The organism is Polynucleobacter sp. AP-Melu-500A-A1, assembly GCF_018882125.1.
Taxonomy (GTDB): Bacteria; Pseudomonadota; Gammaproteobacteria; order Burkholderiales; family Burkholderiaceae; genus Polynucleobacter.
In genome coordinates this window covers 127,189-142,161 of record NZ_JACVOZ010000002.1, presented here as the reverse complement: position 1 = coordinate 142,161, position 14,973 = coordinate 127,189, and the positions used below count along the sequence as shown (strand labels likewise).

The following is a 14,973-nucleotide window of genomic DNA, read 5'->3' as shown; positions in this document are numbered from 1 at the left end:
TAATCGACGTATCAGTGAGATCTCCCATAATTTCATTGAAGACAAACATTACGTTGGGAAGAGAATTGAAGAATTCAGGCATAGGTGGTCAATAGAATAATGGAGGGTTGTAGTAGTCTATTTCTTATTTGACATAATAATGATTATACGCAGATAGGTATTACGGGGATTTAGGCTGGATCAGCTTTGAGGTGCTCAAATAAGGTTGCTTATAGAGTTTCATCCAGCGCGAACGCAATCCCTCACTAATTTCTGGCATTCCGTAAATATCTGCAATATCAATGGCAGTAATGCCTTCAACATTACGTGACTGTAGATTTGCTCCTCTATCAAGTAAGAGTTTGACTAATAGTTCATTACCCGATTGAACGGCCATCATTAAGGGTGTGGTTCCACCCAAGCTAAGCGAGTCAACCTTAGCCCCATTGGCAATTAGAAATTGAGCAACGTCAAGGTGACCCTTGGCACAAGCGTAATGCAAAGGAGTCCAGCTTATATGATCAAGTTGGGCTTTATTTTTCAGTACCAAGGTCCTGACTAAAGGCAAGTCGCCATTGATTGAAGCCATCATTAATGGTGTTTCACCTTGCTTATTTGAAAGATCAACATCTATACCCTTGGAGACTAAAAGAATGTCAATTACTTTGTATGAACGGTCTTTGATAGCCAAAACTAACATGGGGTTACCGTTCGAATCCACTAAATTTGGATTTATTCCCTGAGAAATCAGAGATTTAACTGTATTCACATCATCAAACTTCATCGCTTTTGCGAACTCATTACGCTGAGAGTCTGACTGTGACAAAACTGGCTGGATATAAGACAGACTTAAGGTTATTGCAATAATCAAATACTTTAGATAGCTCATGAAGTTAATTGCCTATCTATTTGAAAACAATCGAAAAAATTATTTGATGTCTGAAGTCCCAATGTCTCTAATGGAACCCCCTTCAGATCGGAAATAAATTCAGCGACTTTGGCCACCCAGGCTGGTTCATTAATCTTGCCTCGATAAGGTATTGGGGCTAAATATGGCGAATCTGTCTCAATAAGCATCCTATCTAGAGGTACTTGCTTGCAGGTCTCCTGAAGCTCTTTAGCGCTCTTAAATGTCACTATTCCAGAAAAGGAGATATAAAAGCCCATGTCCATGGCAGCCTTCGCCACTTCATAGCTCTCAGTAAAGCAATGCATCACCCCACCTATTTGATCTGCGCCCTCCTCCTTGAGGATTCTGATGGTATCAAGCGATGCAGAGCGAGTGTGAATGATGAGTGGTTTTCTAGATGCCAAGGCAGCGCGTATATGTGTCCTAAAACGCTCTCTTTGCCACTCTAAAGAGTCATAACTTCGATCACCCATTCGGTAATAGTCCAGCCCTGTTTCTCCTATAGCAATGATTTTAGGATGCTTTAAAGCAGTCTCAACTAAAAACTCAAGGCTAGGCTCAGGCGTATCCTCATAGTCAGGATGAACACCAACGGAGGCGAACAGATGTGGATGTTCTTGAGCAAGTTTGAGTACATTTGGGAAATCGGGTAAATCCACAGAAATACACAAGGCATGATCTACTTTAGCGGCATTCATATTCGCCAACACTTCCGGCAGGCGAGATTGAAACTCAGGAAAATTGAGGTGGCAGTGTGAGTCTATGAACATGACTCGATATTTTAGTCTGCCTTAAGCCTCAAATACTTGTTGATATTGAGATAGTAGGGCTTCGAGCTGAACCCTGGTTGCCAAGGGGTGGTTTTCATACCGGCGGGATTGGATCAGGGATCTCCAGAACAGCAATAACCTAGAAATATTTGCTTTTTGTGAAAGTGCTTGTAAGGTGGCAAGATGCTTTGGGTAGTATCTGGGTGCGCCACCTTGGGCCATATTCTGTAAATCCGAAACCCAGCGTTGCATAGTAGCGAGCAAAATAGGATATTGGGCCTTGTGAATTTTCTCTGCAGTTTCAAGCCAATTGATCCTAGCACCCTGAGACATTGACTGCAGAAGAAAGCGCGACGCTTGTAGTGCGATAGTAAGTTCATCCTTTTCATCTTTATTGTGACGAGCGAGTAAAGAATTGAGAACAGAGTATGGCGCTCCACCCTGCTCATCATAGATGGTCTCAATATCGGCAAAATTGAATTTGGCATCAGACAAGTTACTAACTTTGGAATTGAGCCACTCCAATCCAATTGCTCTATCAGGCCTAGGTACGCCGAGTAGACGACAGCGTGAGCGGATAGTAGGTAATACACGATCTAAACGATCAGACAATAAGATGAAGATCGTATTTGCAGGAGGCTCTTCTAAGGACTTCAGTAATGTATTTGCGGAGTCAGACCGCAACATCTCAAGCGGATAAATCAGAATGACTCGGTTACCACCGCGATGAGATCCAATCGAAAGGCTTACTATCGCTTGTCGAGTTTCCTCAATGGAAATATTTTTCTTTTCTTTTTTCTCCGGAGTCTCTCCATCGGAATCATCGCGAGTCGATTTTCCCTTTTTAGGTAAATCATCGCTTTCATAGTCAGCATGAGGCAGCAATCTGCGATGCGTTTCAGGCACTAAAGCAATAAAATCAGGATGATTCGCCGTATCAAACCAGTGACACGCTTCACAATGGTTGCAAGGTTTAGATTCTATTGGTCCAGAATTTTCACATAGAAGGGCTTTTGCTAAATGAACGCCAAATTCAAATTTACCAATTCCTGGTTGCCCGTGTATTAATACTGCATTGGGAAAATTTTTCAAGTCAAAGCTATTCCACAATGGCTCAAGCCATGGGGCTATTTGGCTTTGCTGCTCTATAGATTTTGATAATTCACGCATTTATAGGTTTATCTTTATCCCTTTCAGGCCCTTCCAGATTACTTCTTGCGTTTGAGTGGCGTCAACTAAATGAAAGCGTTTAGGATCTTCCTGGGCTCGACGCAAGTACTCTTGGCGAACCTTTTCAAAAAAATGGAGATCCATTTTTTCAAATTTATCAGGAGCACGGACTTTTGATCTTCTAGATTCAGCTACGGAGCCGGGTAAGTCGAACAAAATCGTTAAGTCAGGCTGAAGAATTGCTCCGTTGGCTTGCTCTTGAACCCAGCGCTCAAGAGTATTGAGCTTCTGAATACTTAAGCCCCTACCCCCTCCTTGATATGCAAAACTCGCATCTGTAAACCTATCTGAAATAACGATGTTGCCGGCTTGTAGTGCTGGCTGAATAATTTGTGCCAGATGTTCACGTCGAGCCGCAAACATTAATAATGCCTCTGTTTCAAGATTCATTGGTAAATCAAGTAATAATTTCCGTAAATGTTCGCCTAGTGGGGTGCCGCCAGGCTCACGTGTCATCACCACTTTACGATCTGGAAAGGATTCTTGCATTAACTTAGCAAATGATTCGATATGGGTACTTTTTCCAGCGCCATCAATGCCCTCAAAGCTAATAAAAAATCCCGAATGTAAAGAACTCATATGATCACTTTATTTATTAAGGTCGGCTTTTGGGGATTTCTTGCGTTGATAACGATCAACTGCACTTTCATGCTCAGTTAGACTACTCGAGAAGTGACTTGATCCATCTCCTCGAGCGACAAAAAACAAAGCGGTACTTTGCGCAGGCTTTACTACTGCCTGAATGGATTCTAGGCTAGGCATCGCTATGGGTGTTGGAGGCAATCCTTTATGCATGTAAGTATTGTAAGGACTGTCTCTACGAAGATCTGTTTTGCGCAAATTTCCATCAAATCGGGGCCCAATTCCATAAATAACGGTTGGATCTGTTTGCAAAGGCATAGCCTTATTTAAACGATTCAAAAATACAGCTGATACCTGACCCCGGTCACTTGCGCGCCCCGTTTCTTTTTCAATGATGGAGGCAAGAATCAGAAGTTCATAAGGTGATTTGATGGGTGATTTCTCAGGCTTTTGCTCCCAAGCCTGGGCGATCTGTTTTTGCATGGCTTGAGACGCTCTTCTATAAATATTAATATCTGGTTCATCAGGATCAAATATATAGGTATCAGGCATAAATATTCCCTCAACACTCGGATAATTTAGGCCAAGGCTTTGAAGCATTTCTTTCGAGCTAATACCTTTGGTTTGGTGTATTAATGCTGGATGGGCATCAACCACCTCGCGTAATTGCCAAATGGTCATTCCTGGAATAATGGCAATACTTTCGCGGACTCTATCTCCCCGAGCAATTTGCAAAAGAACTTTCCCAATGCTTGCCCTTGTTGGCAGGAGATAGGTGCCTGGCTTTAGTTTTGAACCAATGAAGAGTGCTCTGGCGCTAATTTGAATAAATAAGGGTGAAGAGCCAACACCTTGTTCTTCAAGTTGGGAAGCTACCCCAGCAAGACTAGATTGAGACTTAATCTTTACTTTATAGACTGGCGCCTCAGGAATGTTGCCCTCTCTTGGCACTACAGGCAATAAAAAGACAAATCCATAGAAAATCGCAATAACCGCAACTAGCCATAGGACGTAGCTTTTGAAGCCCGGGGACTTTGATTTATTGCGGACGAAAAGATTTCTGCTCTGAATTTTTTTGCTCATCAGGCTATGATAAAAGGGTCATGACAAATACCCCCCAAAATAACCCTACTTCAACTGGTTTTCCCCTATCCGGGATAAGCCTTCTCCCCCAGTGGGGCCTGATCTTGATTGAAGGCGAGGATGCGACCAGCTTTCTTCAAAACCAACTGACCAATTCCGTTATGGGGTTGCAGGCTACCCCTCCCAATCAGATTGCACGATCCTTTAACTTTGTTCGCTTGGTTGGGTATTGCAATGTAAAGGGAAGATTATTGGCTAGTGCATGGCTTGCACTTTACCCCGAGACCGAAGGTTCGATTAATCGCTATACCCTCTTTATCAGCAAAGACATTGCAGCAAGTTTTGCGAAACGTCTTTCAATGTTTGTCTTGCGCTCTAAGGTAAAGATAAAAGATGTTTCTGATCAATGGAACGTAATGGGAATCTATGGGACTGCACAACAAGTTGAAAAATTTGGCTTGAGAGATGATAGCGTTGCACTGATGCTTCCAGAGGTGTTAAATAAAGATCAGTCCTATTCGCGACTTCTGGTAGCCAATCCTATTTCTGATGAGGCCTCTCTATTATCAGAAGACGCATTGTGTCAGTGGAATAGTCTCGAGGTGCTTAGCGCAATTCCCAGAATTGTTTTAGCAACACAAGAACAGTTTGTTCCCCAAATGATCAATTTTGAATCTGTAGGCGGGGTCGATTTTAAAAAGGGGTGTTTCCCAGGACAAGAGATTGTCGCGCGCAGTCAATACCGTGGCTCTATTAAACGGCGGCTGCAGTTAGCGCATTTGGAATCTAACCCTGATGGTTCCGATATATCACCTGGCACTGAATTGTTTCACCAGGATTACCCAGATCAGCCTGCTGGAATGGTAGTTTTATCCGCCGTTAATGCGAAAAACCCCAATTGGATCGACTTTCAGATTGAATGCAAATTAGAAGCGCTTGAGCATGGTGAAATTCACCTTGGAAGTAATCAAGGACCTGTGTTAAAAATAGATCCATTGCCCTATCCATTGCTGGAAATTTAATCCAATATGTGCCTCATTTTATTTGCCTGGAAATCGCACCCTGACTACCCATTGGTAGTGGCTGCAAATCGTGATGAGTTTTATGAGCGTGATACCGATGGTATGGGATGGTGGCCAGAGCACCCCCATCTGTTAGCAGGGCGCGATCGCGCTGATGTATTGGGAAGTCCTGGCACATGGTTGGGTTTTACTAAGACGGGACGTTTTGCAGCGCTTACCAACGTCAGGGCTCCTAGTGAAAAAAATCCAGACGCCCGAACCCGCGGTGAACTCTCTTTGATGTACTTGATTAATAAAGATCGCCCTAATGATTTCATTCAAAATCATTCCAAACGATTCTCGCAGTACAACGGATTTAATTTATTGATGGCAGATCTTAGCGATCCTGAGAATGCAGAGATGCACTGGGTTAGCAATCGAATGATGATGGGTCCTAATATTCGACCAAGAAAAGTATTTCCTGAGCAAGCCTTATCGCCTGGTGTTTATGGACTTTCCAATGCCATGCTAGATACGCCCTGGCCAAAAGTAAATCATCGGGTGGCTGCATTTGCCCAGACTTTAGCGATGGATCAGGGGCAGCTTAAAAATGCAGACCAATACCTGAAATTATTGGCCGATACCCATGTCGCAAGCGATCATGAACTGCCCAATACGGGGGTAAATCGTGATTGGGAGAAGGCACTCTCGCCGGCATTTATTAAAACCCCCTCTTATGGAACCCGCTCAAGCACTATTTTGCGTATTCGCAAAGATGGTCATTTTGAAATGGTAGAGCGACGTTTCGATGCAAGCGGTACTGTTGGACATGACGTGGTCACTGGTGCGCTGAGCGCCGCACCCGGCTCTAACCTTTCGGTGTAGATCTATTCTGAACGGTTGTCATCGTTCACTACTCTAGATCCATCAGCATTGCGTGTAGCTAGCCGCTTTAAATATTTGAAGGTACCAGTTGCCATGCAACATACCTCTCCCTGATCGTTATAGAGCTTAGCCTCACAAAAGGCCATGGTTACTGTACGTCGTACCGTATCTGCTTTTACGCGCAGTACACCATTTGCGGCTTGCATGAAGTTATTTTTTAGTTCAATGGTGACTACACTGCGATCAGCCGGGTCACCTGATCTTGCTGCAACTGCCATTGCTACATCCATCAGAGTGAGTAAAACCCCGCCATGCGCCACCTCCCAAGTATTAGTGTGTTCTGGCTTCAGGGCCAGTAATATTTCTCCTTTGCCCAATTCGGCGCTCAGGCAGCGAACGCCTAAAAGCTTAAGAAAGGGAACATTTAATTCCTCACCTAAATTGGCTAACTGAGTTTGCGGATTGATTTGTACTTGTTTATTCATAGGTTAATTTTACGAGCTTAAACCTTGTTTGTAATTTCCACCTAGAATAGCTCAATATGGCCTTTTCATTAACTGGTGACGATGCTTGCCAACTGACACTTCCCACCCCTATTCCCAGTCCTTACTGGGTAGCATTTTCATCATCAGCGGCAAGACTCCTGGATATTCCGCTCGATGACAATGGCTTACCCCAAGACCAGTCGTGGTTAGCGCTGTTGGCGGGGAACCAGCTGAAAGTAAGTGACTATCAATTTTCTAAGCCATTAGCTACCGCATATAGTGGCCACCAATTTGGAGTCTGGGCTGGCCAACTTGGTGATGGTAGAGCAATTCTTTTGGGTGAGATTGCAGGTCAAGAATTGCAGCTTAAGGGGGCAGGTAAGACACGCTACTCACGCATGGGTGATGGTAGAGCAGTTCTACGCTCTTCTATACGAGAATTCTTATGCAGTGAAGCCATGCATGCCTTAGGAATTCCAACTACGCGGGCACTCTCGGTTGTCGGCTCCGATCTCCCTATTGTGCGGGAAACCCTTGAGACTGCTGCGGTATGTGCACGCCTTGCCCCTAGTTTTATTCGCATTGGCCACTTTGAGCATTACAACGCCTTAGATAACATCATAAGACTTCAAGAGCTTGCCGACATGTTGATTAAAAATCACTTCCCTGACTGTATAGAGAGTGATTCACCCTATTTAGATCTTTTCAAAAATATCTCCAGTAAAAATGCTAGCCTAGTGGCTCAGTGGCAAGCTGTCGGTTTTTGTCATGGCGTTTTGAATAGTGACAACATTAGCGCCTTAGGGCTCACTATGGACTATGGCCCTTTTGGATTTTTAGATTACTTTCAGATGAATCATATCTGCAACCATAGTGATCATGGTGGTCGCTATGCCTATCATCGTCAGCCCCAAATCATGCACTGGAATATGGCTTGCCTTGCTAGTGCACTCCTCCCCTTGCTGGAGTTACAAGACGACTCAGAAAAGGCTCTGGCATTGATGCGATCAGCGTTAGATGAATTTCCAGTGCAATATGCACAAGAATGGCAGGCGCTATTTAGAAAGAAATTGGGATTGTTGACATCCCAAGATGAAGATATCGGGCTACTAGAGCGTCTACTGCAGTCCATGCATGACTCAAAAGTAGACTTCACATTCTTCTTCAGACAACTTGGCAATATTAAAATACATGTGCCAATCGAGATGATTCCTCTGCGAAATCAATTCATTGATCGTAAAGCATTTGATCAGTGGCTTAAGGATTACCTATTGCGCCTTCAATCCGAAAATAGTTCTGATGAAGAGCGAAAACGCATGATGGATAAAGTAAATCCTAAATTTGTACTGCGCAATCACTTGGCACAAAGGGCAATAGCAATGGCGCAGCAGCATGACTTTTCTGAAGTGTATAAGTTACATTTAATCTTAAGTAATCCATTTGATGACCAAGCAGATTTTGAAGAATACGCAAATCCGCCACCACCAAACCTAGAAGCAGTTGAAGTCAGTTGCTCTTCATAAATAACTTTTGAGAAATAATGGGGCTATAAATATGAAAAAAACGGATCAAGAATACAAAGCAGTCTTAAGTGATATGGAATATCGCGTGACACGCGAAGCGGCAACAGAGCGTCCATTTTCTGGAAAATATTGGGATCATTGGGATCAAGGAAAATATAAGTGTATTTGTTGTGGCACCCCCCTTTTTCTTTCTCAAACAAAATTTGATGCCGGTTGTGGCTGGCCTAGTTATAACGCCCCAGAAGAAGAAAATGCGATTAAAGAGATCCGTGACAGTAGTCATGGAATGGTTCGGACAGAAGTGCGTTGCGCTAACTGTGACGCTCATCTTGGGCACGTATTTGATGATGGCCCTAAACCTACTGGATTACGCTACTGTATCAATTCAGCCTCGCTCAGTTTTGAACCCAGCGACAATGCTCAGCCTAATCCTAAGGACTAATTTTAAATAGCAGGATAATCGCCCCATGAAATTTTTATTCGACCTCTTCCCCATTATCCTGTTCTTCATTGCTTTCAAGTTCGGTGATATCTATACCGCTACGATTGTTGCAATGGTCGCAACGATTGGTCAAATTCTCTGGGTTTACTATCGTCATCGCAAAATTGATGCCATGCAATGGGTCAGTCTAATCATGATATTGGTGTTTGGTAGCCTTACCATTTTCCTTCATGACAAAACCTTTATTCAATTGAAACCTACCGCGCTATATTGGCTATTCGCATCAGTTCTCTTTATTAGCTCAGAATTCTTTCAGAAAAACTGGATTCAAGTATTGATGGGTAAACAAGTGACGCTTAAGGAAAAAAGTGCTCATTCTGTCTGGCACCAATTAAATCGTGCTTGGGCTGCATTTTTCTTTTTCATGGGTGCACTCAATCTCTATGTTGCATTTGAATATTCTGAGGAGACTTGGGTTAACTTCAAGCTCTTCGGGAGCACTGGCCTCTTAGTAATCTTTGTCATTATTCAAGGGATTTGGTTAAGTCGTCATATGGAGCACACAGAGACGTGAATCTGAACCAAAAGAGAATAGTTACTTTCGAAGAGGATCTTAGCAAGGCCTTCACCATTAAACACCTTCAAATTGATGATGAAAGCCATTTACATGCTGGTCACGCTGGAGCTGCCACTGGTGGAGGTCATTTCAAAGTGACTATCGTTGCACCGGAATTTACGGGCTTAAGCTTAGTGGCACGCCATCGCGCAATTTATGCAGCTTTAAACAAGCACATTCCCCAAGAAATTCATGCCCTCACTATCTCCGCCCTCACCCCCGAGGAATTCTGGGCTTGATAGTGTTTTAATATAGACCACGCATCCTTATTTCCCCTTTACCTTTATAAAAATCATGTTCAATAAACGACAATTCATTGCCATCAGCTTTTTAAGTGCCTGTCTCTTCTCAACCGCCGCTTTAGCTCAGAATGCTGCAATTGTGAATGGCAAAGCAATTCCCAAAGCTCAGCTCGATAAATTGGTTCAGAAATCGAATCAACCAGATAGTCCTCAAGTTCGCGAACAAGCTCGAGAAATGCTAGTCACACGGGAACTTGTTTTACAGGAAGCTGATAAGCGTGGTCTTATTCAAAAGGAATCTGTTCGAGATCAGCTCGAGCAATCACGCATGGGTGTGTTAATTGCTGCTGTTTTTGAAGATTATGTTGAAAAGGAAGGTGTTGCAGATTCTGATCTTAAGGCTGCCTATGAATCAGTAAAGACTCAATACACTGGCAAGGAATATCACGTTGAGCATATTTTGGTTGAAAAAGAGTCTGATGCAAAAGCGATTACCGCACAACTTAAAGCTGGTGGTAATTTCGAAGAAATCGCCAAAGTCAAATCTAAAGATCCAGGCTCTGCTCCAAATGGTGGAGATTTAGGCTGGGTTTCTGATAAAGCACTAGTCCCTGAATTCACTAAATCGATGGTGACATTGAAGAATGGTCAGATTACAGATAAGCCTGTTAAATCTCAATTTGGCTGGCACATTATTAAGATGGTCGATGTCCGTGATGTAAAAGCGCCAAGTATGGAAGAGATTAAAGATCAATTAAAGCAAATGATCATGTCAGATCAAAATTGGCAAAAAGCAAAATTCTCTGAAATGATGCAAAAGTTCCGTTCAAAGGCGAAGATTCAGTAAGCCTTTGAAGTTTTATCTAGCGGGATAACGACGAGGTCGTAGTTTTTGAATCGCCATGCCAGCTAATCCGCAGGCAAAAGCAGAGACAACAAAGACGTCTCTAGGTTGTGTGGCTTCCCATATCCAACCTGCAAATAGACCCCCTAAGGTCCCTCCAAAACCATAAGAAACTGTCGCCATGAGTGCCTGCCCCCTAGCTTGAAGGGGTCCTGTAAACCAGCGCTGTAAAAGCTTGGTAGCTGCACTGTGGTGGGCTGCAAATGTTCCAGCATGCATAACTTGCGCAAAGATCAATACAGATGTGAATGGAAAAAAGGCCATTAAAGCAAATCGAATGACACCAATTCCAAAAGAGGCCTGAAGAACTACTTCGGGATCAAGCCTACTTAAAACTTTACTTTGGAAATAAAAGAAGACAACTTCAGCTGCAACTCCTAGAGCCCAAAAGAGCCCTATTTGTAATTTATCGTAACCAAGATTGGAAAGATAGAGTGAGTAAAAAACATAAAACGCAGCGTGGGCAAACTGCATAAAAAAACCAGATAGTAAAAACCAGCGGACATCAGGGTTCAGTAATACCGTAAACAGTTCACCCTTAACTAATTTGCGGCGCTCTATTTTTGGCTCATGCAATAAGAAGGTCACTACTGCCAGTGCGATAAATACACAGGTACCTACTAGTGGGTATAACTCAATCCCCTCGCGCTGAAATAATTCGCCAGCAAAGAGCACCATGGCAATAAATCCAATAGAGCCCCAAAGACGCAATCGACCGTAGCGCTTGTCAAAGGAGTTGTCTTTAAAAAGTGCGTGTACTGTAGCGGATTCCCCAAGAGGCATGAGGCTACTTAAGATAGTGTGCAAGACGAACATCCAGATAAAAAAGGCAATGTAGCTATGCAAAAAATAAATTGTTGTAAATACCAGCGCAGCAAGACAAGCACAGAATCGAATGATCCCTATGCGGTTAGATAGATAATCAGAAAGCCATCCCCAGGAAAACGGTCCAACAATGCGAGTAATTTGCAGCATTGACATCAGTACAGCAATCTCAATGACAGTGAAGCCTCGGTCTAAAAAAAATAGACTTGCATATGGAGAAACAAGGCCAACATAAGCAAAGTACAAAAAGAAAAAGGACCCGAAGGCCCAGCGAACCAGTGGTGTCATTTCAATGAAGAGCGCTAATCAGTTTTAGAGCCAGGACGCGATGCAGGAATAGGTGCTGTAGGCAAAGAAACATCGCCGCATTGAGCGCGGTGACGTAAAACGTGGTCCATTAGCACCAGGGCAAGCATAGCCTCGGCAATCGGGGTTGCGCGAATACCAACACAGGGGTCATGACGACCCTTTGTTTGGACGATAATAGAATTGCCCTCCAAATCAATGGATTGCTTTGGACTATGAATACTTGATGTCGGCTTGATTGCAATGGATACGCGGATATCTTGGCCTGTACTAATGCCTCCTAATGTTCCGCCAGCATTATTACTTTCAAAACCATTTGGAAACAGTTCATCGCCGTGCTCACTACCGTGCTGGGCAACTGACTTAAAACCAGCGCCGATTTCTACACCTTTTACTGCATTAATACCCATCATGGCATGTGCAATATCAGAATCGAGCTTATCAAAAAGTGGTTCACCAAGTCCTATTGGGACATTGCGAGCCCGAACCTCAATTCGTGCACCACATGAGTCCCCTGCCTTACGCAACTCATCCATATAGGATTCGAGCTTAGGGATCATTTCTGCATTAGCTGCAAAAAATGGGTTTTGCCCAATCTGAGCTAGATCTTGAAAAGGAATTTCAAGCTCGCCAAGTTGACTCATGTAGCCATAAAACTCGGTACCATACTTTTCGTTTAACCACTTTTTAGCTATTGCAGCAGCAGCTACTACTGGTGCGGTCAAACGAGCTGATGATCGACCACCGCCACGGGGATCACGAAATCCATATTTATGATGATAGGTATAGTCTGCATGTCCAGGCCTGAAGGTTTGCAAAATATCGCCGTAATCTTGGCTACGATGATCCGTATTGCGAATGAGTAGACCAATTGGCGTCCCAGTGGTCTTACCCTCAAATACCCCAGACAAAATCTCAACCCTATCTTCTTCTTTGCGTTGCGTCACGTGACGCGATGTTCCTGGCTTACGGCGATCTAAGTCGATTTGTAAATCGGTCTCAGAAAGTTGCATGCCTGGTGGGCAGCCATCAACTACAGCGCCAATGGCGGGGCCATGAGACTCACCAAAAGTGGTGACGGTAAAAAGGAGGCCTAAGGTATTTCCTGACATAGGGATATTATGTCATTTGTCACGAATTTAGGTCTAGAACTACTTAACTGGGCGCTTTTTCGGTATCTTCGGGCCAATCGCGAATATAAGCCTTCAACATCGTATTTTCGAAATCTTGGGCCTCAACGACGGATTTAGCAACGTCATAAAAGGAAATAACGCCCATGAGCATTTTTTGGTCAAGCACTGGAAGATAACGTGCATGATCAACGAGCATCATGCGACGTACCTCGTCAATTTCGGTTTCCATATTGCAAGTTAATGGCTGTGCATTCATGACAGATTGAACCTGTAAACCATCTAATTTGCCATGATGTGTTGCTAGGGCTGAAATCACTTCACGGAATGTCAAAATTCCAACCAATTTGTCATATGTCATAACAACTAAGGAGCCAATATCATGTTCGCTCATAACCAGCACTGCGGTTTGTAATGCAGTGTCAGGGGCAACGGTAAATAATGTGCTGCCCTTTACGCGCAGGATGTCACGAACTTTCATTTGGTCTCCGTCAATAATGCTGCTATAGATTCAATATAGCCCTAAGACCTCTATGAATCAAGGGTTAATAGAACTCTTTTAGTAACGAATAACCCTAATCACTCCACTTCGTATATCTGGCAGATCAGATACAAGCACAGCTCCTGCCAGGGTAATCCACCAAGTTAGATAAATCCAAATGAGGGCAAGTGGAAAGATTGCAAAGGCGCCATACACTGTTTTATAGAAGGCGGTATGGGTCAGAAAAATAGCAAAACCCAATTTCATCAACTCAAAGGCAAAGGCAGCAAAAAAGGCTCCAGTAAATGCATCCGTCCAAAGAATTTTGGAGTAAGGAAGAATCTTATAGACCACGGCATAGACTGTGATTGAGAGAGCAAAGGGAGCAATTGTCGCTACTAATCGAAACCCCAGGGAGACTGCTTTGATCCATCCCTCTGATGCACTAAATAACATGCCACTGAGGTAAATTCCCAGACCCAGGAGAATGGGCCCCAAAATAGTGGCCGCACCATAGATTAAGAATTTTTTTCGTAAAGGCCTTGTTTCCTGAACTTTAAAAATTTGGTTAAAGGCGCTTTCAATAACTGCTAGAGTCATGATTGTTGTAAGCACTAAGCTTGCTATGCCCACAAAAGTCAAACCCGCAGCCTTTGAGGAAAACTGATCTAAATAAACAAATACCTGTTGATTTATTCCTCCCGGCATATAGGTATCGAGCAACCAATATCGAAAGGCGTTCTTAATTTGAATCACACTAGGCAAGTAGCTAATTAAGATGCTGGCAAGGGTGACCATGGGAACCAAGGACAAGGTGGTTGTAAATGCCAAACTAGCCGCTATTTGCGTTAAGTTTTGACCACGATTGCGGTCCCAGATCTCTTTACCAAGAGCGAGCCATAATTGGGGGTTACGATTAAGACGCATCGCCGTATCATAAGAGATCATATGAGCCAATACGATATTTTAGTTTTGTACTACTCCCGTTCCGGATCTACCAGGGACCTAGCGCGTTATATCGCTGAAGGGATCGAGTCCGTCCCAGGCGTAAATGCGCGACTGAGAACCGTTCCTGCCATTTCTGCTGTCACTGAGGCAACGGAACCTCCTGTGCCATCTGATGGCGCTCCTTACGCAGAGTTATCCGACCTGAAGGAATGCATTGGCCTTGCGCTGGGTTCGCCAACACGCTTTGGAAATATGGCTGCACCGATGAAATACTTTTGGGATTGCACCTCATCGGAGTGGTTGTCTGGCGCCCTAATTGGTAAACCAGCCTGTGTATTTACCAGTGCTGGTAGTTTGCATGGAGGCCAAGAGACTACCCTGCTCACCATGATGATTCCTTTGCTGCATCACGGCATGATTATTTTGGGTTTGCCTTATAGCGAGTCAGACCTGATGTCTACCAATTCTGGCGGGAGTCCTTATGGAGTAACCCATCATGCTCGATCGCACGGTAATGAGCCAATTAGCATTGAAGAACAGCGTCTTGCAAAAGCTCAAGGCAAACGATTGGCACAAACTGCTTTGCGCCTAATTCAATCATAAGAATAGGTAGCGCCTATATGTTCAAGAA

18 protein-coding genes are annotated in these 14,973 nt (G+C 43.7%); 8 read left to right on the top strand and 10 right to left on the bottom strand.

Going from position 1 to position 14,973, the window contains the following annotated elements; translation table 11 throughout:
* Positions 1–160: 160 nt before the first annotated feature.
* Genes ICN38_RS04080 through mltG form a run of 5 tightly spaced genes read right to left on the bottom strand, consistent with a single transcriptional unit; the run spans position 161 to position 4,554 of the window.
* Positions 161–868 carry an ankyrin repeat domain-containing protein gene (locus ICN38_RS04080; RefSeq protein WP_216255503.1) on the bottom strand — a complete coding sequence of 236 codons (708 nt, stop codon included), beginning with the start codon at positions 866–868 and terminating at the stop codon, positions 161–163.
* Positions 865–1,659 carry a TatD family hydrolase gene (locus tag ICN38_RS04075; RefSeq protein ID WP_216255501.1) on the bottom strand — a complete coding sequence of 265 codons (795 nt, stop codon included), beginning with the start codon at positions 1,657–1,659 and terminating at the stop codon, positions 865–867. The genes ICN38_RS04080 and ICN38_RS04075 overlap by 4 nt, the downstream gene beginning before the upstream one ends.
* Before the next feature lie 21 nt (positions 1,660–1,680).
* Positions 1,681–2,829: a DNA polymerase III subunit delta' C-terminal domain-containing protein gene (locus ICN38_RS04070; protein WP_216255499.1), complete on the bottom strand. Its 1,149-nt coding sequence runs from the start codon at positions 2,827–2,829 to the stop codon at positions 1,681–1,683.
* Positions 2,830–3,468: a dTMP kinase gene (gene tmk, locus ICN38_RS04065; protein ID WP_216255498.1), complete on the bottom strand. Its 639-nt coding sequence runs from the start codon at positions 3,466–3,468 to the stop codon at positions 2,830–2,832.
* Positions 3,469–3,477: 9 nt separating this feature from the next.
* Complete coding sequence (gene mltG / locus ICN38_RS04060) at positions 3,478–4,554, bottom strand: endolytic transglycosylase MltG (RefSeq protein ID WP_216255496.1); 1,077 nt, start codon at positions 4,552–4,554, stop codon at positions 3,478–3,480.
* Positions 4,555–4,574: 20 nt separating this feature from the next.
* Between mltG and ICN38_RS04055 the strand changes: the two genes are divergently transcribed.
* Positions 4,575–5,576, top strand: a complete 1,002-nt coding sequence (locus ICN38_RS04055) for a folate-binding protein YgfZ (protein ID WP_216255495.1) — start codon at positions 4,575–4,577, stop codon at positions 5,574–5,576.
* A gap of 6 nt (positions 5,577–5,582) precedes the next feature.
* On the top strand, positions 5,583–6,440 hold the full coding sequence (locus ICN38_RS04050; RefSeq protein ID WP_216255493.1) for an NRDE family protein: 858 nt from the start codon (positions 5,583–5,585) through the stop codon (positions 6,438–6,440).
* Positions 6,441–6,442: 2 nt separating this feature from the next.
* Here ICN38_RS04050 and ICN38_RS04045 read toward each other — a convergent pair whose 3' ends face one another.
* Positions 6,443–6,925, bottom strand: coding sequence for a PaaI family thioesterase (locus ICN38_RS04045; protein WP_216255491.1), 483 nt, complete (start codon positions 6,923–6,925; stop codon positions 6,443–6,445).
* A 56-nt stretch (positions 6,926–6,981) separates the two neighbouring features.
* Between ICN38_RS04045 and ICN38_RS04040 the strand changes: the two genes are divergently transcribed.
* From ICN38_RS04040 to ICN38_RS04020, 5 genes are read left to right on the top strand one after another with little or no spacing between them, the layout of a single operon-like run.
* Positions 6,982–8,448, top strand: coding sequence for a YdiU family protein (locus ICN38_RS04040; protein ID WP_216255490.1), 1,467 nt, complete (start codon positions 6,982–6,984; stop codon positions 8,446–8,448).
* Between the two features lie 25 nt (positions 8,449–8,473).
* The gene (gene msrB, locus ICN38_RS04035) at positions 8,474–8,890 is read left to right on the top strand and encodes a peptide-methionine (R)-S-oxide reductase MsrB (RefSeq protein ID WP_216256245.1); all 417 of its coding nucleotides are present in this window, start codon (positions 8,474–8,476) and stop codon (positions 8,888–8,890) included.
* A 25-nt stretch (positions 8,891–8,915) separates the two neighbouring features.
* A complete protein-coding gene (locus ICN38_RS04030; protein ID WP_216255488.1) occupies positions 8,916–9,464 on the top strand; it encodes a septation protein A in 549 nt (182 codons plus the stop codon).
* Positions 9,461–9,745, top strand: a complete 285-nt coding sequence (locus tag ICN38_RS04025; protein WP_216255487.1) for a BolA/IbaG family iron-sulfur metabolism protein — start codon at positions 9,461–9,463, stop codon at positions 9,743–9,745. The genes ICN38_RS04030 and ICN38_RS04025 overlap by 4 nt, the downstream gene beginning before the upstream one ends.
* Before the next feature lie 55 nt (positions 9,746–9,800).
* The gene (locus ICN38_RS04020) at positions 9,801–10,595 is read left to right on the top strand and encodes a peptidylprolyl isomerase (protein WP_216255485.1); all 795 of its coding nucleotides are present in this window, start codon (positions 9,801–9,803) and stop codon (positions 10,593–10,595) included.
* A gap of 12 nt (positions 10,596–10,607) precedes the next feature.
* Here ICN38_RS04020 and ICN38_RS04015 read toward each other — a convergent pair whose 3' ends face one another.
* From ICN38_RS04015 to ICN38_RS04000, 4 genes are all read right to left on the bottom strand, one after another.
* On the bottom strand, positions 10,608–11,765 hold the full coding sequence (locus ICN38_RS04015) for an MFS transporter (protein WP_216255483.1): 1,158 nt from the start codon (positions 11,763–11,765) through the stop codon (positions 10,608–10,610).
* Positions 11,766–11,779: 14 nt separating this feature from the next.
* Positions 11,780–12,895, bottom strand: a complete 1,116-nt coding sequence (gene aroC / locus ICN38_RS04010) for a chorismate synthase (RefSeq protein ID WP_216255480.1) — start codon at positions 12,893–12,895, stop codon at positions 11,780–11,782.
* 43 nt (positions 12,896–12,938) lie between these two features.
* On the bottom strand, positions 12,939–13,394 hold the full coding sequence (locus tag ICN38_RS04005; protein WP_216255478.1) for a CBS domain-containing protein: 456 nt from the start codon (positions 13,392–13,394) through the stop codon (positions 12,939–12,941).
* 78 nt (positions 13,395–13,472) lie between these two features.
* Entirely contained in the window at positions 13,473–14,321 is an 849-nt protein-coding gene (locus ICN38_RS04000) for a YihY family inner membrane protein (protein WP_216255476.1), read from the bottom strand.
* Between the two features lie 21 nt (positions 14,322–14,342).
* Between ICN38_RS04000 and wrbA the strand changes: the two genes are divergently transcribed.
* Positions 14,343–14,945 carry an NAD(P)H:quinone oxidoreductase gene (wrbA, locus tag ICN38_RS03995; RefSeq protein ID WP_216255474.1) on the top strand — a complete coding sequence of 201 codons (603 nt, stop codon included), beginning with the start codon at positions 14,343–14,345 and terminating at the stop codon, positions 14,943–14,945.
* The last annotated feature ends 28 nt before the right edge of the window (positions 14,946–14,973 follow it).

Excerpts from the sequence above, each read along its gene's own strand:
- mltG (WP_216255496.1), bottom strand. The coding sequence starts at position 4,554 with ATGAGCAAAAAAATTCAGAGCAGAAATCTTTTCGTCCGCAATAAATCA.
- ICN38_RS04080 (WP_216255503.1), bottom strand. The coding sequence starts at position 868 with ATGAGCTATCTAAAGTATTTGATTATTGCAATAACCTTAAGTCTGTCT.
- ICN38_RS04005 (WP_216255478.1), bottom strand. The coding sequence starts at position 13,394 with ATGAAAGTTCGTGACATCCTGCGCGTAAAGGGCAGCACATTATTTACC.
- ICN38_RS04070 (WP_216255499.1), bottom strand. The coding sequence starts at position 2,829 with ATGCGTGAATTATCAAAATCTATAGAGCAGCAAAGCCAAATAGCCCCA.
- ICN38_RS04040 (WP_216255490.1), top strand. The coding sequence starts at position 6,982 with ATGGCCTTTTCATTAACTGGTGACGATGCTTGCCAACTGACACTTCCC.
- ICN38_RS04020 (WP_216255485.1), top strand. The coding sequence starts at position 9,801 with ATGTTCAATAAACGACAATTCATTGCCATCAGCTTTTTAAGTGCCTGT.
- wrbA (WP_216255474.1), top strand. The coding sequence starts at position 14,343 with ATGAGCCAATACGATATTTTAGTTTTGTACTACTCCCGTTCCGGATCT.
- ICN38_RS04030 (WP_216255488.1), top strand. The coding sequence starts at position 8,916 with ATGAAATTTTTATTCGACCTCTTCCCCATTATCCTGTTCTTCATTGCT.
- ICN38_RS04000 (WP_216255476.1), bottom strand. The coding sequence starts at position 14,321 with ATGCGTCTTAATCGTAACCCCCAATTATGGCTCGCTCTTGGTAAAGAG.
- ICN38_RS04045 (WP_216255491.1), bottom strand. The coding sequence starts at position 6,925 with ATGAATAAACAAGTACAAATCAATCCGCAAACTCAGTTAGCCAATTTA.
- ICN38_RS04075 (WP_216255501.1), bottom strand. The coding sequence starts at position 1,659 with ATGTTCATAGACTCACACTGCCACCTCAATTTTCCTGAGTTTCAATCT.
- tmk (WP_216255498.1), bottom strand. The coding sequence starts at position 3,468 with ATGAGTTCTTTACATTCGGGATTTTTTATTAGCTTTGAGGGCATTGAT.
- ICN38_RS04055 (WP_216255495.1), top strand. The coding sequence starts at position 4,575 with ATGACAAATACCCCCCAAAATAACCCTACTTCAACTGGTTTTCCCCTA.
- ICN38_RS04050 (WP_216255493.1), top strand. The coding sequence starts at position 5,583 with ATGTGCCTCATTTTATTTGCCTGGAAATCGCACCCTGACTACCCATTG.
- aroC (WP_216255480.1), bottom strand. The coding sequence starts at position 12,895 with ATGTCAGGAAATACCTTAGGCCTCCTTTTTACCGTCACCACTTTTGGT.
- ICN38_RS04015 (WP_216255483.1), bottom strand. The coding sequence starts at position 11,765 with ATGACACCACTGGTTCGCTGGGCCTTCGGGTCCTTTTTCTTTTTGTAC.